Raw genomic sequence first — 19,287 nt, 5'->3', positions numbered from 1 at the left:
GATGACCGGCCGCCGGAATGCTTTATTCCGCGCCGTCTGCACGGCGAATCTCGAACGAAAAGAGTATGTTCGATGACGCAGAACCTTCGTCTGTCGCGCCGCGGCGCTCTGGCCCTGATGAGCGGAGGCGCGGCGCTGGCCGGCCCCGCCGCCGCGCGTGCCTCGGTCGATCCGGCCGTCTTCACTCACGGCATTGCGGCCGGTGATCCGACGCGGACGGGGTTCGTGATCTGGACCCGCGCGACAGGCGCGGGCGGCGTCGTCACCCTGCGCTGGGAGGCGGCCGAGGACGCCGGGTTTACCCGCATCGTCCAGACCGGCACGGTTCAGGCGACGGCCGCGCGCGACCACACCGCCAAGGTCGATGTGACGGGTTTGCGCGCCGGGCGTGAATACTTCTATCGCTTCCACAGCGCCGACGCCGTCTCGCCGGTCGGGCGCGCGCGCACCCTGCCGGGCGGGGATGTCGAGCAGGCGCGGCTGGCGGTGGTGTCCTGTTCCCACTACGGCTTCGGCTATTTCAACGCCTATCGCGCCATCGCCGATCTGGAAGCGCCGGTGGACGCCGTCGTCCATCTGGGCGACTACATCTATGAATACGGCGTCGACGGCTATGGCGGGCCGGAAAGCCGCGCCCTGGGCCGTGAACACGATCCGGCGCATGAGATCGTCACCCTGGACGACTATCGTCGCCGCTTCGCCCAGTATCGCGCCGACCCCGACCTTCAGGCCGCCCACGCCCGCGCCGCCTTCATCACCGTCTGGGACGATCACGAGACGGCGAACAACAGCTGGATGGGCGGATCGTCCGCCCATGACGAAGATACGGAAGGTCCGTGGGACCGCCGCCGCGACGCGGCGATCCAGGCCTATTTCGAATGGCTGCCGATGCGGGATCCGGCGCCGGGGCGTCCCGCCCATGTGCTGAACCGCGTCTATGACTTCGGCGACCTGCTGTCGCTGATTGCGGTGGAGACGCGCCTGACCGGCCGCACCCAGGCGCCCAGCGCCTCACGCGAGATGATCTTCGACGCGCAGGGTCGTCCCGACGCCGCCCGCTTTGAGGCCGAGGTGCTGAACCGCCCCGAACGCTCCATGATGGGCGCGGCGCAGGAGCTATGGCTGGAAGACGTCCTGAGCGCCTCGGTCCAGCGGGGAGCGACGTGGCAGATGCTGGCCAATCAGGTCGTCGTGGCCCGGATGCGGGCGCCGGACTTCATGTCCGTCATGCCCGAAGACCTGTTGCAGGAGGCGATGTCGCGGCCCGGCTCGCGTCGCTGGCTGGAAAGCACCCGTCTGGGCCTGCCGATCAATCTGGACGCGTGGGACGGCTATCCGGCGGCGCGCCTGCGCCTGTATGACGCCGCCCGGCGCAGCGGCGCCAACCTGGCTGTGCTCAGCGGCGACACGCACATGTTCTGGGGCAATCGTCTGCACGACCCGCGCGACGAAAGCTTCGTCGGCGTCGAGTTCGGAACCGGCAGCGTCACCTCGCCCGGCGGCTATGAGACCATCAGCCCCGATCCCCGCATCTATGAGATCGCCGAAAAGGCGCTGGTCGCCAGGAACCCGGACGTCCGTTTCGCCCATGTCCGCGACCATGGCTTCCTGATCGTCGAGATCACCAAGGCGGCCCTGACATGCGACTATCATCAGGTCGCCGATATCCAGACCCGCGACGGCCGGGCCTGGCGCTTCGCCCGCATCACGACCGACCGCGCAGGCGGCTTCCAGGTGCAGGAGGGCTGAGATGCGTTTGCTGATCGTGGGGACGGCGGCGCTCAGTCTGGCGCTTTCGGCGTGCGCTTCAGTCCCTGAGGCGTCGTTGTGGCAGGGCTATGCCGACCATCCGCAGGGGTATCTGGGAGCGGATAGCCGCTTTGAGGCGCTCGCCTTTCTGCCGCCTCCGCCGCAAGCCGGTTCCTTGACGGCGCAGAACGACCTGGCCGTCTATCGCGCGACGCGGGCGTTGAAGGGCCAGCCACGCTGGCTTCAGGCGGCGGCCGACGCCGAGATCGTCACGCCCTCGGCGCCGAGCGTGTTCAGCGAGGCGCTGGGCGCGCCGTTCGACCCTGAACAGACGCCGACGCTGGCTCTGCTGCTGGGGCGGATGCACGCGGATCTTGAGACGATCCAGGCTTCGGCCAAGGCGAGCCACGCCCGGCCGCGGCCCTTCGTGTCCGAGCCCGCCGATATCTGCGTCGATGCCGCGCCATGGCTCGCGGCAAGCGGTTCCTATCCGTCGGGTCATGCGGCGATGGGGTGGGCCTGGGCGCTGGTATTGTCCGAATTGGAGCCGGGCCGCGCCGAGGCGATCCTGGCGCGGGGGCTGGCCTATGGGGACAGCCGCGTGATCTGCGGCGTCCATTACGTCAGCGACGTAGAGGCGGGGCGGCTGGTCGGTGCGGCGCTCGTCGCCCGCCTGAAGGCGGAGCCGGCCTTCGCGCGGGACTTTGAACGGGCTAAAGCCGAATGGCGACGCAGCCTTACGAGACAGCCGTAATCGCGAGGCTGACCTATTTCGGCAGGCGGTTCAGGGCTTCGAAGCCGCCGGTGAAGATGACCTCCATCGCGTCGCATATGGCGGTCATTTCCGACGACTTGCACAGGCCGCCGGACAGGACGTCGATGCGCCCTGTCTGCGCCAGGGACAGGGTCAGCGACCCCGACAGCAGGTGATAGAACCAATAGATCTGCCGCTCGGTGGCGTCAGGCGCGATGCGCTTCAGGACGTCAATGAAGCGGTGGATCACCGGGTCGAAATGCTGGTGCATGGTGTCGCCGCCCCAGGCCGGGGTGTTGTTCACCTGTGCGACCAGGGCGCCGTAGTTCAACCAGGCCGGATCGCCGTCCTCGAACAGGACGAACAGCGGGCGCAGGAAGGCGTCGATGGCGCCGCTGACGGTCATGGCGTCGCCGTGCTCGGCCTCATAACGGTCCAGGCTGTCCAGGCGCAGCTGGTTCACCACCTCGGCGCGGCGGCCGAAGACAGTTGAGAACAGCCGGTTCTTGTCGTCGAAATAATAGTGCAGCAGGGCCGTATCGACGCCCGCCTCCTTGGCTACCGCCTTCAGGGTGACGCCGTGCAGGCCGTCGCGTGCGAACAGGGCTTCGGCCACGTCGAGGATGCGGGTGGTCGTTTCCTCGCGGCGCTGGGCCTTGGGTTTGGGCGGCGCCTTGGGCTTTGCGGACGCCTTGGCGCGCGGCTTGGACTCGGTTGTGGTCATGGGCGCAGTTTACCCGAACATCCGTCGCAAACGATCCCGCAGCCGCATCAGCAGGACCAGCAACCCGCCCTTGCGTCCGTGATGGTCCAGCGCCGCCTTCCACCAACCGCGCTTTACTTCGCCGCCGGGCGTGGCGTTGAACACCATCCAGGCGTCGTCGGCGGGAGTATAGGCGGGCCAGTCGGCGCCGGGCGCGCCTGTCTTGGCGAAGGCGACCCAGCGGGCGTGCATGGCGGCGCTGACGGCGCGGTCGGCTTCGGTCGCGGGCGGGGCGCCGTCGGGGCGATGGTCCAGGGTCTCGAAGACGTGGAAGATCTCGGCGGCGTGGGCGGCGCGGGGCATGGTGTCGCGTCGTGCTTTTTCTACATAATCAAAAGCATAGAGCCATGCCTTCGACTGGCGCGGGCGCGATGCGATCCAGCGCGCTGGGGCGGCGAATGCGAAGTCGCGGAAGCCGTGGCGGATCAACTGCTCCTCATCGCCGTTCGCCTGCGGATAGAGGCGGGTCAGGGCGGCGTTCGGCTTGATCAGCTTGCCGAAGCGTTCCAGCCCGCCGCCGTAGTTGAGCAGGGAATCCTCGCCGCTGTTGACGCCGATCATCAGCGGCACGTCGGCGAAGTCGCCCCGCGCGAAGGCGCTGATCGGGTCGCGATCCAGCAGGCGGTCGTCGATCACCGGGCCGAAGGCGCTCTCGATGGCGGTCAGCCGCTGGGGTGCGACGGCGCGCAGGGCGGCGGCGTCTGGGGCGCTCAGGCCGAGGGCGGTCGCTGTCGCGGCGCTCCGCTCATATGCGGTCTTCAGCGGCGTGGCGGGCAGCCAGCCGCCGCCGGATTGGACGACGGCCTTGTGGAACAGGCCGCGCGCTCGCCTGGCCGTCATCAGGGCCAGGATGTCGAGGCCTCCGGCGGATTCTCCGAACAGGGTGACGTTGGCCGGGTCGCCGCCGAAGCTGGCGGCGTGGTCGTGCACCCACTCCAGCGCCGCGATCTGATCCAGCAGGGCCTGGTTGCCCAGGGGCTCGTCTGCGGGGGTCTCGGCCGTCAGCGCCGAATGGGCGAAGAAGCCGAGCTGGCCCAGACGGTAGTTGACGCTGACCAGCATCACGCCGTCGCGGGCGAAGGCGGCGCCGTCATAGAAGGGCAGGGAGCCCGCGCCCATCCGGTTCGAGCCGCCGTGCAGCCAGACCATGATCGGCGCCAGACCTGTCATCTCGACCGGCGCCCAGAGGTTCAGCGTCAGGCAGTCCTCGCCGGTGGGCTCGGGCGCGCCGCCGATGGCGACGATGTCGGCCACGTCCGCCGGTCCCGCCTGGGGCGCCGAAGGGCCGAAGGCGGCGGCTTCGCGCACGCCCTCCCAGGCCGGGAAGGGGCGAGGGGCCCGCCAACGCAGTTCGCCGATCGGCGCGGCGGCGTAGGGCACGCCGCGAAAGACGTTCGCCGGGCCTTCGCGACGGCCCCGTAGAGCGCCGGACGGCGTGTGCGCGACGGGATGCGCCGCGCCTTGGTGGAGCTGATCCATGTTTCGTCCCTTCAGGCGCGATCTTCGCCGTGCTCGTTCATTTGAGAATGAAGAATGCGCGTTCGGCTGTCGAGCCGCTTCGTGAAACATCATTCATGCAAGAATGAATGATGTTGACAGCGAGGCCGTTCGCGGATCACCGTCGCTCCAACACAGATCAGCGGCGAGCAAACGACCGCGCGTGGAGAGGAAACGAGAATGCGATCGACAGGACAGTTGCGTCTGGCGCTGATGACCAGCGCCTTCATCACCGCCTCGCTGTGCGCGGCGCCGACCCTGGCTCAGCAGGCGACGCAGACCGAGCAGGCCTCGAACGTGGACGACGTCGTCGTCACCGCGCGCCGCCGCGAGGAAAGCCTGAAGGACGTGCCGGTCGCCGTGACCGCCGTCAGCAGCGAGCGCCTGGAACAGACCGGCGCGGCCGACATCACCACCTTGCAGGCGCAGACGCCGAACGCCACGGTTCAGGTGGCGCGCGGCACCAATTCGACCCTGACGACCTTCATTCGCGGCGTTGGCCAGCAAGACCCGCTGTGGGGCTTCGAGCCGGGCGTCGGCCTCTATGTCGACGACGTCTATGTGGCCCGCCCGCAGGGCGCGGTGCTGGACATCTTCGACATCGAGCGGCTGGAAGTCCTGCGCGGGCCGCAGGGCACGCTTTACGGCCGCAACACCATCGGCGGGGCGATCAAATACGTCACCAAGCGCCTGGGGCCGGACCCGGAACTGACGCTGAAGGGCGCCTACGGCAGCTATAATCAGGTCGATCTGATCGCCTCCGGCTCGGCGCCGATCACCGAGACCCTGCGGATCGGCGGTGCGATCGCGCGCTATACCCGCGACGGGTACGGCACGAACCTGAACACCGGGGCCGAGCACTACAACAAGGACGTCACGGCGGGCCGGTTGAGCATCGAGTGGACGCCGCGCGACGACCTGTTCTTCCGCCTGGCGGGGGACATCACCGAGGACGAGTCCAACGCCCGCCACGGCTATCGCCTGAAGGCGCCGACGACGGATGACGTCTATGACACCCGCGCGGGCATCGGCGACGACGGCTATGTCCGCACGCGCGGCCTGTCGCTGACCGGCGAGTGGAACGTCAACGACGCGGTGACGCTGAAGTCGGTCACGGCCTGGCGCGACGGCGACACCAAGGGCGACGGCATCGACTTCGACGGCCTGCCGCAGCCGATCCTCGACATTCCCGGCTACTACGCCGACAGCCAGTTCACCCAGGAATTCCAGCTGCTGTTCCAGGGCGAACGCTGGCAGGGCGTGGCGGGCGTCTTCTACATGGACGCCTCGGCCGAGGGCGCTTTCGACACCGTCATCGGCCTTTATCCCAGCATGGGGCCTGGGCTGCCGGCGGGCCTGACGACCTTCACCGGGGGCAAGGTGGACACCGAGAGCTTCGCCGTGTTCGCCGACTTCAGCTACGATGTGACGGACCAGCTGTCGCTGTCGGTCGGCGGTCGCTGGACCCGCGACAAGAAGAGCGTCGATCAGCTGCGCCAGAACTATCTGGGCATCAAGAGCCCCTTCTTCGGCAACAGCAGCGCCATTCCGGCGGGGCGTCCTTCGACCGATTACACCAACTCGGACACCTATTCGGAGTTCACGCCGCGGGTCAGCGCCAGCTATAAGTTCACGCCGGAACTGACGGGCTATGCCTCTTACGGGCGGGGCTTCAAGTCGGGCGGTTTCGACATGCGCGGCGACGCCAGCCTCTATCCCGAGACGGTCAACGGCTATCAGCCGGAACTGGTCGATACCTATGAGATCGGTCTGAAGGGCTCGCTGCTGGATCGCCGCATCAACTTCGCCACGGCCCTGTTCAAGTCGGAATACACCGACCAGCAGATCACCTCGCAGTTCTTCATCCCGCCCACCTCGGTCGTCAGCTATGTCGACAACGCCGGGTCCAGCGAGATCTGGGGCTGGGAGCTGGAGGCCAGCGCGCGGATCACCGACAGCTTCATACCGCGCCTGACGCTGGGTTACCTGGACGCCAAGTTCAACGACTTCGTCACGCTGAACCCGGATACCGGCAAGCGCGAGAACATGGCCGATCAGCGCCATTTCCAGAACACGCCGGATTGGACCGCCAGCCTCGCCCTGCCGTACAGCTTCGACCTGGGCGATCGCGGCTCGGTGATCTTCACGCCGACCGCCGCCTATCGCGGGGCGACCCAGATGTTCGAGACGCCGATCCCGCTGCTCGATCAGGGATCTTACTGGCTGTATGACGCCACCCTGATGTGGACCTCGCCCGACGCGCGTTATCGCGTCAGTCTAGCGGGCCGCAACCTGGGCGACGAACGCTATCGCGCCGGCGGCTACAACTTCCCCGGCGCCATCACCGGGGACTCGGTCATCGGCTTCTACGGCCCGCCGCGCACGGTGACGCTGAGCGTGACCGCCCGCTTCTAAGAGCGACTGACATGAAGGCCCCCGCAGCGCCGGCTGCGGGGGCTTTTTGTCATCCGCGCGCGGGTCCGAAAGATACGCCGTAGGGCGAGGGAATTTCGCGCATCCGCCGTTGCAGCTTCATTCGCCCGTGACCGCCGCGTCGCGCCCGCGACATTCAGCGTCTTTAGGTCTGCCCTGCTTTCTCAGGGGGTAAGACCATGAAGCCGATCAGCCTCAAGCGTGGATTTCTGGCGGGCGCCGCCGTCGCGGGCCTGATGGCGGCGGGCGCCGCTCATGCTCAAAGCGTTTCGCCGGGCGAGACGACGACCGCGGTGGACGACATCGTGGTGACGGCCCAGCTGCGCGCCCAGGATCCGATCGAGGTGCCCTTCGCCCTGACGGCCTACAGCGGCGACTTCCTGGAAAACCTGGGGGTGCAGGAGTTCGATCAGCTGTCGGCCTTCGTGCCGGGCTTTCTGGTGCAGAACCAGTCGCCGAACAATCCGGGCTTCGTGATGCGCGGCATCACCTCGGACTCGGGCGCCGCCACCGCCGAGCCGCGCGTGTCGGTGTTCCAGGACGGGGTGTCGATCTCCAAGTCGCGCGGCTCCTATGTCGAACTGTTCGACATGGAGCGGGTCGAGGTGGCCAAGGGGCCGCAGTCGACCCTCTATGGTCGCGGTGCCCTGATCGGGGCGGTCAATCTGGTGCAGAACCGCGCCCGTCCGGGCCAGTTCGACGCCGGCGCCCGTATCGAGGCGGGTGACCTGGACTATCGCGCGGTCGAGGGTTTCGTGAATGCGCCCGTGGGCGAGACCGGCGCCCTGCGCCTGGCGGCCCGGATGAAGACGCGCGGCGGTACGGTCGAGAACCTGCTTGGCGGCGAGGATTACAACTCGATCGAGACCAAGGCCCTGCGCCTGTCGGGCGCCTGGGCGCCGACCGACAATCTGCGCGCCGATCTGATCGCCAACTATCAGACGGATACGGCCAGCGGCACCTCGTTCAAGTCGATCGCCTATGATCCGTTCGACCCGAGGACGGGCGCCTCCCTGGGCGGTCGTGCGCCGTGGGAAGGGGCGGCCCTGACGCCGGGCGCGGACTTCGACGGAGGCGCCAGCCTGGGCCTGGATCGTGAGGTCTGGGGCGTGACGGGCCTGGTGAAGTGGGATCTGTCGCCGTCGCTGACGCTGAACTCGACCACGGCCTATCGCCAGTTCGACTCGACCGAGGTGTTCGATCCGGACGGCACGTCGCTGCCCCTGCTGACGGCGGCCGAGCACGCCTATGGCGAGCAGTGGAGCCAGGAATTCCGCCTGAACTTCGACAACGGCGGCCGCTTCTCTGGCTTCGTCGGCGCAGGCTATTTCAACGAGGAAGGCTTCCAGCGGATGCCGACCCAGTTCGACGAGCGTCTGGCCCTGCTGCAACTGGCGACGCCGCTGGGCGACCAGCGGCTGAAGATGTTCTACGCCGCGCCGACGCCGTTGCTGATGGGCGGCATCCTCCAGTCCATGCTGCCCGCTGCGGCGCATCCGCTGATTCCCGGCATCGTCGGCAATCTGAAGCCCGCTCACATCGAGACGGCGACGAACCGGGCCGACCTGACCTCCTATGACCTGTTCGGCGACCTGACCTTCAAGGCGACCGATCGTCTGGAGTTCTCGGGCGGGGTGCGCTGGACGCGCGACGACAAGACGACGGGCTATTCCGCGGCGGTGCTGAACGGCCGCTCCATCGCCGGCGGCCTGGTGGCGGTGCAGACGCTCGGCGTGCAGGCGCAACGTCTGGCCCAGGCCGGCGACTTGGCGGGCGCTCAGCGGCTGCAGCAGCAGATCACGGCCATCCTGACGGGGCTGGCCACGCCGGGCGCGGCCAATCTGCCCGTGGCCTCGGGTTTGCCGCTGTTCGGCGTCACCGCCCAGCCGACCGCCAATAACGGCGACCTGATCCAGGCGGATCACGAAGACGACGGCTTCACCTGGCGTCTGACGGCGCGCTACGCCCTGTCGGACGACGCCAGCCTGTACGCCAACTATGCGCGCGGCCGTCGCCCCGAGGTGCTGGAGGTGCGCGGCCCGTCCGTTCCGCTGGGCGCCCCGACCTTTGAAGTCATCCCCGCCGAAACCGTCGACAGCTTCGAGGTCGGCTACAAGACGGCGCTGATGGATCGCCGCCTGCGGCTGGACGGGGCGGTGTTCCACTACGCCTACGACAACTTCCAGACGACCGAGCAGGACGGCACCCGCTTCGTCACCGTCAATGCGGGCAAGGCCAACGCCTATGGGTTTGAGGGCCAGGTCGCCTTCGCGGCGACACCGACCTTCGATCTGTTCGGCACCTACGGCTACAACCACTCGCGCTTCGACGGGGGCGCGCGCGACGGCAACCGCTTCCGCTTGTCGCCGGACCACATGGCCTCGATCGGCGCGACCTGGCGCCTGCCGGTCGAGACCGGGACCATCGAGGTCCAGCCGACCTACACCTGGCAGTCCAAGGTCTTCTTCGACGATGACAACGACCGCCCGGAGCTGCAGACCGGCAATTTCGTCGCCGACACGGTGCAGGACGAATATCAGGACGGCTACGGCCTGCTGAACCTGCGGGTGCGCTACGCTCCGTCGTCGGGGAACTGGGGCGTCGAGGCCTTCGGCGACAACATCCTGGACGAGGAATACATCAAGGACGCGGGCAACACCGGCGATGCGCTGGGCCTGCCGACCTTCATCGCCGGACGGGGCGCCAGCTACGGCGTCGCCTTCACCCTGCGCTACTGAGGACCAGAGCGATGACCATGAACCGTCGCGGCCTTCTGGGCCTGTTCGGCGCGGGCGCGGCGGCGGGTTGCGCCACGCTTCCGTCGAGCGAGGGCGTCGCTGTCGCCTTCGCCCACGGCGTGGCCTCGGGCGATCCGGCGACCGACCGGGTGATTCTGTGGACGCGCGTCACCCCGGCGGACGGTCATGTCGGGCCGGTCTCGGGCGCCTGGCGCGTGCTGGACGGGCAGGGCGAACGGGTCGTCGCCTCGGGCCGGTTCGAGACGGGGCCTGAGCGCGATTATACGGTCAAGGTCGACGCGGCGGGCCTGCGCCCCGGCCGCGACTATCGCTACGATTTCGCCGTAGGCGAGACGCGCTCGCCCATGGGCCGCACCCGCACCCTGGCGGCGGAGGGCGCGGTGCCGGTCAATCTGGCGGTGGTGTCGTGCCAGTTGCATCCCGGCGGCCTGTTCAACGCCTATGAAGCGATCGCCGCCCTGCCCACCTTGGATGCCGTGGTCCATCTGGGCGACTACATCTACGAATACGGGGCGGATTCCGACGCCTACGGCATGGCGACCGGGCCGAAGCTGGGCCGCGTGCCCGAGCCGGCGCACGAGATCGTCACCCTGGCCGACTATCGAATCCGCCACGCTCAATACAAGCGCGACGCCGACCTCCAGGCCGCCCACGCCCGCGCGCCCTTCATCTGCGTCTGGGACGACCATGAGACGGCCAACGACGTCTGGCTGCACGGCGCCGAGAACCACCAGCCCGAGAGCGAAGGCGACTTCGCCCAGCGCAAGGCGGCGGCGCTGAAAGCCTATTATGAGTGGATGCCGATCCGCGAAGCCGCGCCCGGCGCGTTGAAGGAGGCGATCCATCGCAGCTTCCACTTCGGCGATCTGGCCAGCCTGATGATGGTCGAGACCCGCCTGACCGGCCGCACCGAACCGCTGGCCTATGACAGGGATCTGACCGCCAAGGACGGGCCGGACGGCGAGCCGGTGCTGGACCTGGAGGCCTTCCGCGCCAAGCTGAACGATCCGTCCCGCGACCTGATGGGGCCGCAGCAGCGCGACTGGCTGAAGCGCGAACTGGCCGCCTCCAAGGCCAAGGGCCGTCCGTGGCAGGTGCTGGGCAATCAGGTCGTCATGGCGCGGGTGGTCGGTCCCGACGTGTCGCGCACCCTGACCGAGGCCCAGGTTCAGGGCCTGATGGCCCAGATCCCCGAAGCCTATCGCGACCAGTTCGAACAGGCCCTGTTCCTGTTCAAGATGGGCCTGCCGTTCAACCTCGACGCCTGGGACGGCTATCCGGCCGGGCGCGAGCGCCTCTATGCCGCCTTCGCCGAGGCGGGGGTGCAGCCCATCGTCCTGGCGGGCGACAGCCATGCCTTCTGGGTCAATGATCTGAAGGACGCGAACGGCGCGCGCCGGGCGGTCGAGTTCGGGACCAGCGCGGTCTCCAGCCCCTCGATCGGCGACGCCATCGGCGGCTTCCCCCTGGGCGCGGCGCTGATGCAGGCCAATGACGAGGTGCGTTTCTGCGATCAGTCGGCCAAGGGCTTCATCCTGCTGACCCTGACCGAGGGCCGGGCCGAGGCGGCCCTGATGCAGGTCTCGACCATCTTCGCCAAGCCGTTCGAGGTCACGGCGCTGAAGCGGGTCGGCGTGAACCGCGCCGATGGGACGATCACGGGCGTCTGATCGCCGCCGGCCCCCCGCGCAACGGTTTCCTCGCGGGCGGATTAATCGCCCATGCGCGGCGAGCTGAAGACCTATCAGGCCAAGCGGCGTTTCGAGCAGACGCCGGAACCCAAGGGCGCCAAGCGGGCTGGAGACGGCGCGCGGCGCTTCGTGATCCAGCGCCATGCGGCGACCCGACTGCACTACGACTTCCGCATCGAGGCGGACAGGGTGCTGAAATCCTGGGCCGTGACTAAGGCCCCGTCGCGCGATCCCTCGGTCAAGCGCCTGGCGGTCGAGGTCGAGGATCATCCGCTCGACTACGGCGGCTTCGAAGGGACGATCCCAGCGGGCAACTACGGCGCGGGCACGGTGCAGCTATGGGACATCGGAACCTGGGAGCCGCAGGAGCCGGACCTGGAGGCCGCCTGGGCGCGCGGCCAGATCAAGATGATCCTTCATGGCGAGCGGCTGAAGGGCAAATGGGCGCTGATCCGGCTGAAGAGCGATCGGGGCAAGCCGTCCAAGCGCAGCAACTGGCTGCTGCTGAAGGAGAAGGACGAATACGCCGTCGCCGGCGAGGGCGACGCCCTGGCCGAGATCGACGCCTCGGTGACGACCGGCCGCTCCCTGGCCCAGATCGCCGAGGGCGACGCGCAATGGACATCCTCCAAGCCGACCCGCTGCAAGGCGCCGCCGATGCCCGCGCCGTCCAAGGCGGCGTCCAAGGCGAAGCGGCCGCACGCCTTCGTGCCGATCCAGCTGTGCAAGGCGGTCGATCATCCGCCTTCAGCGACCGGTTGGGCGCATGAGATCAAGTTCGACGGCTATCGACTGCAGATCGGCGTCGGCGGCGGCCAGGCGGTGCTGCGGACCCGCAAGGGGCTGGACTGGACCGATCGGTTTCCGGAACTGGCGGCGGATGCGGCCGGTTGGCCCGATGCGGTGATCGACGGCGAACTGTGCGCCTTGGACAAGGATGATATGCCGGACTTCAGCGCGCTTCAGGCGGCGATATCCGAGGGAGATACGGGGCGGCTGATCTACTTTGCTTTCGACCTGCTGTTCGAAGGGGCGGAGGATCTGCGCAAGCTGCCGCTGTCGCATCGCAAGGCGCGGTTGCAGGCCTATATCGACCGGATTGGCGTCGAGGGCGCCGAGCGTCTGCGCTACGTCGAGCACTTCGCCTCGACGGGGCAGGCGGTGCTGGAAAGCGCCTGCCGGATGCATCTGGAGGGTGTGATCTACAAGAAGCTGGACGCGCCTTATCACGCCGGGCGCTCCTCGACCTGGGTCAAGTCCAAGTGCCGGGGGCGTGACGAGGTCATCATCGGCGGCTGGTCGTCGGAGGGCGGCAGTCGGTTCCGGTCGTTGCTGGTCGGGGTGCGCGAGAATGGCGGGTTGAAATACCTCGGGCGCGTCGGGACGGGCTTCGGCGAGGCGGCGACGCGGCTGCTGATCCCCGCGCTGAAAGCCGAGGCGACGGACAGGAGCCCCTTCACCGGCGCAGGCGCGCCCGACGGCGGCAAGGACGTCCACTGGGTGAAATCCAAGCTGGTCGCCGAGATCGAGCACGGCGGCTACACTGAGTCAGGTTCATTGCGGCAGGCGGCCTTCAAGGGCCTGCGCGACGACAAGACCGCCGAGGACGTCACCGAGGCGCCCCAGCCGCCCGCGTCGCCGTCGCCGTCGAAAAAGGGCGGCAAGGTCACGGTGGCGGGCGTCGTCATCTCCAGCCCGGACAAGGTGCTGTGGCCGGCGAGCGAAGGCCGCCCGCCCATCACCAAGGCCGACCTGGCGCGCTATTATGGGGCGGCGGCCGAGCGCCTGTTGCCCCATGTAGCCGACCGGCCCACGTCGATCATCCGCGCCCCGGACGGCATCGAAGGCGAGGTTTTCTTCCAGCGCCACGCCATGACCGGATCGAACCCTCGTCTGAAGTTGATCGACGTCAAGGCGCGCATGCCCTATGTCGCCGTCGTCGATGTGGGCGGCCTGGTCGCCGTCGCCCAGTCGGGCGGACTGGAGCTGCACCCCTGGGGCTGCAAGCCGGGGGATCCCGAGACGCCGGACCAGATCACCTTCGACCTGGACCCCGACGTGGGCTTGGACTTCGACGACGTGATCGCGGCGTCTCTTGTGGTGAAGGCAAAGCTGGAGGGGCTGGGGCTCAAGCCTTTCGTCAAGACGACGGGCGGCAAGGGCCTTCATGTGGTCGCGCCGATCCGCGCCGACGGCCGCTCGCGCGTGACCTGGGAGCAGAACAAGGCCTTCGCCAAGGCCGTGTCCGAGGCGATCAGGGTCGAGGCGCCCGACCGCTTCACCACCACCCTGGCCAAGAAGGCGCGGGGCGGAAAGATCTTCATCGACTATCTGCGCAACGGACGGACGGCGACCGCCGTGGCGCCCTGGTCGCCGCGCGCGCGGCCGGGAGCGGGGATCGCTTTTCCTCTGTCGTGGGACCAGGTGAGGCCGGGGCTGGCTCCTGCGGATTTCAACCTGTGGGTCTGGCCCGAACTGCTTCAGCGGCCCGACCCCTGGGTCGATTTCCGTGCCGCCGCCGTCAGCCTGAGGCCCGCCCTGCGCAAGATGGGCGTGGAGTGACGCTCAGGCCGTCTTCTTGCGCGGCGCGGGTTTCTTGGCTGCCGGCTTGCGCGCGGCGCCGGCCGAACCCTTCAGACTGTTCTTCAAGGCAGCCATCAGGTCGATGACATTGGTGTCGTCCGGCTCGGCCACGTCGACCAGACCCTTGCCGCCCTTGGTCTTGGCCTTGATCATCTCTCGCAGGGCGTCGTCGTAGCGGTCCTTGAAGGCGGTCGGGTCGAAGTCGGCCTCCTTCTGGGCGATGATGCGGGCGGCGATCTCGACCATGTCGGCGTCGGCCTTCACCTTCGGGATGTCGTCGAAATAGTCGTCGGCGTCGCGCACCTCGTCATGGGCGCGCAGGGTGTAGGCCAGCAGGCCCTTGCCGCGCACCTCCAGCGCCAGCTGGCGTTCCTTTCCGCGCAGGACAAGCTGGCCCAGCGCGACCTTGCCCTGTTTCTGCATGGCGTCGCGGATCACGGCGAAGGCCTCGACGCCCGCGCCCTTCTCGGGAACGACGAAGAAGGGATCGTCCCAATACAGGCGGTCGATGTCGGTCTCGTCGACGAACTTGTCGATGGCGATGGTCTTGGTGCTGTCCAGCCGCACCTGGTCGAAGTCGGTGTCGTCGAACAGGACGTATTCATCCTTGGACACCTCATAGCCGCGCACCAGATGGCTGCGCTCCACCGGACCTGCGTCGGGGTCGGTCGGCACCATGCGGATGCGGTTGTGGGTGTCCGGATTGATCAGGTGGAAGCGCACGTCGGCGGCGCTGGTCGTCGCGGTGTAGAGCGCCACCGGGCAGGTGACGAGCGACAGCTTCAGGTGTCCTTGCCATGTGGGGCGAGCGGCCATGTTGGTTCTCCTCGACAGGCTAAATGCCCGGCGCCGACATATGTTCGCTGTCGCGGGCAAGCGCGGGGGCTCCCCGGCTTGCCCGCGACAGTTCAGGTTTCGGCGTTCGCCTCGTTTTCCTGCGAAGCGGGCTGGTTCTCGCGCGCGTCCTTGAGGATGTCGACGCCGCCCTTCACCGCGATGGCCGCCACGATCAGCCCCACCACCAGGTCCGGCCAGGCCTGGTTCAGCACCATGACAAGACCTCCGGCGACCAGGATGCCGCCGTTCGAGGCGAAGTCGTTGAAGCTGAAGGTCTCGGCCGCGCGCATGTTGACGTCGTCGCTGCCCTGACGCCGGATCAGCATCAGGCAGATCAGGTTCACCACCGCCGCGATGACGGCCAGGCCCATCATGGTCCAGCCGACCGGCTCAGTCCCGACGATCCAGCGCCGCCCGACGTCCAGAAGGACGCCTGCGGCGAAGATCAGCAGCATGATCCCCGACAACCGGGCGGCGCCGCGCTTCCACGCCATCGCCCGTCCGACCGCCAGGAAGCTGATCAGATAGACGATGGCGTCCGAGCCGTTGTCGGCGGCGTTGGCCAGCAGGGCGCTGGACTCGGCGAACAGGCCGCCGAGTCCGAGCATGACGAACAGCAGGGCGTTCAGCACCAGCACGATCAGCAGGGTGCGGCGCTGAAGCCCCTCTCCATGATGCGAGCCGCTCATTCTTCCACGCCTTCCGCCTTACGGTGTTTGACGGCCTTGGCCGCGAAGGTCGGCAACACCAGCAGTGTCAGGGCGGTGGCCGTCAGAAGGCCGCCGATGACCACGGTGGCCAAGGGTTTCTGCACCTCGGCGCCGGCCCCAGTGGCGATGGCCATGGGGATGAAGCCGACGATGGCGACCAGGGCCGTGGTCAGCACCGCCCTCAGACGGCTGAAGGCGCCGAGCAGGGCCGCGTCGCGCGGCGTCTGCCCCGCCTGCAACCGCTCGCGGATGGCCTGCATCAGCACCAGGCCGTTCAGGGTCGCGACGCCGGAGACGGCGATGAAGCCGACCGCCGCCGAGACCGAGAAGGGCATTCCCCGCAGCAACAGCGACAATGCTCCGCCGACCAGGGCCAGCGGCACGCAGGCGAACACCAGCCCCGCCTCCGCGAACGAGCCCAGCGCCATGAACAGCAGGATGCCGATCAGGACGAAGACCACCGGGATGACCAGACCCAGCCGCTGTTCGGCCCGCTTCAGGTTCTCGAACTGGCCGCCCCATTTGAGCGAATAGCCCGCGGGTAGTTGGACCTGCTGATCGACCTGCTTCTGGGCGTCGGCGACGAAGCCGCCCAGATCGCGGCCGCGCACATTGGCCTGAACCACCATGCGGCGGCTGCCGTCGTTGCGGCTGATCTGGTTCTGGCCCTCCTTCACCTGAATGCGGGCGACCGAGGACAGGGGGATGGTCACGCCGCTCGCCGTAGTGACGGGCAGGGCGTTCAGGGCGGCGGGGTCGTTGCGCTCGGCGTCCGACAGACGGACCACCACGTCGAAGCGGCGGTCGCCCTCGAAGATCTGACCCGCCTCGGCGCCGCCGATGGCGGCCGAGACGGCTTCGGACACGTCGGCCGCCGACAGGCCGTAGTTGGCGGCGGCGAAGCGGTCGACGCTGACCGTCAGGGTCGGCAGGCCCGACGCCTGCTCCACCCGCACGTCGGCCGAGCCGGGCGTGTCGCGCAGAGCGTTGGCCACCTGATCCGCCGTCGCCTGGAGCTTGGCGAAGTCGTCGCCATAGACCATGACCGCCAGATCGGTGCGGACGCCCGAGATCAGCTCGTTGAAGCGCAGTTCGATCGGCTGGCTGAACTCGAAGGCGTTGCCCAGCTGGGTCGAGGCGGCCTTCTCGATCCGGGCGATCAGCTCCTCCTTCGGCAGCTTCGGATCGGGCCATTCCTTGCGCTTCTTCAGCACGATGACGGCGTCGGAGATGTTCGGCGGCATGGGGTCCACCGCCGCTTCGGCCGTGCCGGTGCGCGAGAAGACGGTCTTCACCTCGGGCTGGGCCTTGATGGCCCGCTCGAGCGCCATCTGCATGGCGAGGGACTGTTCCAGCGAGGCCGAGGGCACGCGCAGCGCCTGCATGGCGATGTCGCCTTCATCCAGCGTCGGGATGAACTCGCGCCCCAGCAGGGTGAAGGCCAGGGCGCCGACCAGCAGGGCCCCGAACGCTGAGGCCAGCACCGTCTTGGGATGCGCAACGGCGGCGCGGATGGCCGGTTCGATCCAGCGGCGCGCGTGGCGCAGCAGGAAGGTCTCATGCTCCTCCGCCTCGCCGTTCTCATCGACGTGGACGGTCTTGGGCTCCTTGACCAGCAGGGCGGCCATGGCCGGGACGAAGGTGAAGGAGAAGATGAAGGCGCCGACCAGGGCCAGCATGACCGTGGCGCCCATGGGGATGAAGGTCTTGCCTTCGACCCCTTCCAACAGCAGCAGGGGGGTGAAAACCAGCAGGATGATCAGCTGGCCGAAGGCGGCGGGCTTGACCATCTGACGGGCGGCGCCGGCGGCGACGCTAAGGCGTTCATTGCGGGTCAGGGCGCGGCCCAGATCGGCGCGTTTCTGGCTCAGCCGCAGCAGGGTGTTCTCGACCACCACCACGGCGCCGTCGACCAGCAGGCCGAAGTCCAGGGCGCCGAGGCTCATCAGGTTTCCGCTGATGCCGAAACGGTTCATGCCGATGACCGCGAACAGGAAGCTGATCGGGATCATCAGGGCCGTGATCGTCGCCGCGCGGATGTTCCCCAACAGCAGGAACAGCACGACGATGACCAGCAGCGCCCCTTCGGTCAGGTTCTTGGCCACCGTCTTGATGGTCGAGTTGACCAGGGCGCTGCGGTTCAGCACCGGCTCGGCCACGATGTCGGGCGGCAGGCTGGCGCTGATCTGCTCCAGCCGTTCGGCGGAGGCCTGGGCCACGGTGCGGCTGTTCTCGCCCGCCAGCATCAGGGCCGTACCGATGACCGCTTCATGGCCGTCGCGACTGGCCCCGCCCAGACGCGGCGCCTGGCCGATCTCGACAGTCGCCACATCGGCGACCCGCACGACCAGACCATTGCGGTTGACCACGGGCGCCTGGGCCAGATCCTCGACCGTCTGGGCCAGGGCGTCGGTGCGTACGGTCAGAGCCTCGCCCGCGCGCTGGATATAGCCTGCGCCCGCTTGCGTGTTGGCGCGGTCCAGCGCCTGGATCAGATCATTCAAGCTGAGGCCGTAACTCGCCAGTCGCGCCGGATCGGGGCGGACGGCGTATTCCTTCACATAGCCGCCGTTGACGTCGACGCCCGCCAGGCCGGGCGCGGTCCGCATCCGGGGGGCGATGATCCAGTCCTGCACGGTGCGCAGATAGGTGGCGCGCGCCTGGGGCGTGTCCAGCCGCTCGCCCTCAGGCGTCAGATAGGCGCCGTCGGGTTGCCAGCCGGGCCGACCCGCCCGTGCCGTCTTGGCGTCGAAAGGCTTGAGATCAACCGTCCACATCAGGACTTCGCCCAGTCCGGTGGTGATGGGCGACAGGGCCGGTTCGACGCCCTCTGGCAGGTTCTCACGCGCCTGGGCCATCCGCTCGGCCACCTGCTGGCGGGCGAAGTAGATGTCGGTGGCGTCGCTGAAGATGACCGTCACCTGGCTGAAGCCGTTGCGGGTCAGGGAGCGGGTGCTCTGGATTCCAGGAATGCCCGCCATCGCCGTTTCCAGCGGGTAGGTGACCTGACGCTCCATCTGTTCGGGGGCCAGGGCCGGGGCCACGGTGTTGATCTGCACCTGACGGTTGGTGATGTCCGGCACGGCGTCGATCGGCAGCTTGGTCAGCTGGAACAAGCCCCAGGCCGCGACCAGGGTCGTGGCCAGAACGATGAACCAGCGGAAGCGGACGGACGCTTCGATGATCGCTTTGAACATGATCGCCCTCCCTTAGTGGCCGTGCTCGGCTTCGCCCTTGGCCAGTTCGGCCTTGAGCAGGAAGGCGTTGGCCGAGGCGACTTTCTCGCTTCCGGTCAGGCCGCGCAGGATCTCGGTGGAGCCTCCGGCCTGACGCCCCGCCAGCACCGGCTGGGCGCGGAAGCCGCCGTCCGCCTGGACGAAGACCACCGTGGCGCCGTCGACCGTCTGCACCGCCTCGGACGGCACGGTCAGGGCGCCGCCGGACTGGCCTTCGGTGACGACGGCGCCGGTGACGGGCGAGCCGGCGGGAGGCAGGCGGCCGCTTTCCGGGC

The 19,287-nt window shown here is 68.3% G+C and carries 12 protein-coding genes; 6 read left to right on the top strand and 6 right to left on the bottom strand.

The window, feature by feature from the left end:
- Positions 1 to 72 precede the first annotated feature (72 nt).
- Entirely contained in the window at positions 73 to 1,749 is a 1,677-nt protein-coding gene (locus B2Y21_RS08510) for an alkaline phosphatase D family protein (protein ID WP_292058881.1), read from the top strand.
- 1 nt (position 1,750) lies between these two features.
- Positions 1,751 to 2,503: an acid phosphatase gene (locus tag B2Y21_RS08505; RefSeq protein ID WP_292058878.1), complete on the top strand. Its 753-nt coding sequence runs from the start codon at positions 1,751 to 1,753 to the stop codon at positions 2,501 to 2,503.
- A gap of 13 nt (positions 2,504 to 2,516) precedes the next feature.
- On the opposite strand, the gene B2Y21_RS08500 is transcribed toward B2Y21_RS08505, so the two are convergent.
- Together B2Y21_RS08500 and B2Y21_RS08495 are read right to left on the bottom strand one after the other, a co-directional pair.
- Entirely contained in the window at positions 2,517 to 3,227 is a 711-nt protein-coding gene (locus B2Y21_RS08500; protein ID WP_292058877.1) for a TetR/AcrR family transcriptional regulator, read from the bottom strand.
- A 9-nt stretch (positions 3,228 to 3,236) separates the two neighbouring features.
- Positions 3,237 to 4,745, bottom strand: a complete 1,509-nt coding sequence (locus B2Y21_RS08495; RefSeq protein ID WP_292058875.1) for a carboxylesterase/lipase family protein — start codon at positions 4,743 to 4,745, stop codon at positions 3,237 to 3,239.
- Positions 4,746 to 4,943: 198 nt separating this feature from the next.
- Here B2Y21_RS08495 and B2Y21_RS08490 point away from each other — a divergent pair, with 198 nt between their 5' ends.
- From B2Y21_RS08490 to ligD, 4 genes are all read left to right on the top strand, one after another.
- Positions 4,944 to 7,178: a TonB-dependent receptor gene (locus B2Y21_RS08490; protein ID WP_292058874.1), complete on the top strand. Its 2,235-nt coding sequence runs from the start codon at positions 4,944 to 4,946 to the stop codon at positions 7,176 to 7,178.
- A gap of 197 nt (positions 7,179 to 7,375) precedes the next feature.
- On the top strand, positions 7,376 to 9,934 hold the full coding sequence (locus B2Y21_RS08485) for a TonB-dependent receptor (RefSeq protein ID WP_292058872.1): 2,559 nt from the start codon (positions 7,376 to 7,378) through the stop codon (positions 9,932 to 9,934).
- An 11-nt stretch (positions 9,935 to 9,945) separates the two neighbouring features.
- On the top strand, positions 9,946 to 11,625 hold the full coding sequence (locus tag B2Y21_RS08480) for an alkaline phosphatase D family protein (protein ID WP_292058869.1): 1,680 nt from the start codon (positions 9,946 to 9,948) through the stop codon (positions 11,623 to 11,625).
- A gap of 51 nt (positions 11,626 to 11,676) precedes the next feature.
- Entirely contained in the window at positions 11,677 to 14,208 is a 2,532-nt protein-coding gene (gene ligD / locus B2Y21_RS08475) for a DNA ligase D (RefSeq protein WP_292058867.1), read from the top strand.
- 3 nt (positions 14,209 to 14,211) lie between these two features.
- Here ligD and B2Y21_RS08470 read toward each other — a convergent pair whose 3' ends face one another.
- The 4 genes from B2Y21_RS08470 to B2Y21_RS08455 all read right to left on the bottom strand — a co-directional run.
- The gene (locus B2Y21_RS08470; protein WP_292058865.1) at positions 14,212 to 15,045 is read right to left on the bottom strand and encodes a Ku protein; all 834 of its coding nucleotides are present in this window, start codon (positions 15,043 to 15,045) and stop codon (positions 14,212 to 14,214) included.
- Positions 15,046 to 15,137: 92 nt separating this feature from the next.
- The gene (locus B2Y21_RS08465; RefSeq protein WP_292058863.1) at positions 15,138 to 15,755 is read right to left on the bottom strand and encodes a cation transporter; all 618 of its coding nucleotides are present in this window, start codon (positions 15,753 to 15,755) and stop codon (positions 15,138 to 15,140) included.
- Entirely contained in the window at positions 15,752 to 18,973 is a 3,222-nt protein-coding gene (locus B2Y21_RS08460; RefSeq protein WP_292058861.1) for an efflux RND transporter permease subunit, read from the bottom strand. Before B2Y21_RS08460 ends, B2Y21_RS08465 begins: the two co-directional genes overlap by 4 nt.
- Positions 18,974 to 18,985: 12 nt before the next feature.
- The coding region (locus B2Y21_RS08455) for an HlyD family secretion protein (RefSeq protein WP_349679419.1) at positions 18,986 to 19,287 on the bottom strand (302 nt) is incomplete at its 5' end.

The organism is Brevundimonas sp. UBA5936 (assembly GCA_002430835.1).
Lineage (GTDB): Bacteria > Pseudomonadota > Alphaproteobacteria > Caulobacterales > Caulobacteraceae > Brevundimonas.
The sequence above is the reverse complement of the archived record's forward strand: the minus strand, read 5'-3'. Positions and strand labels throughout refer to the sequence as shown.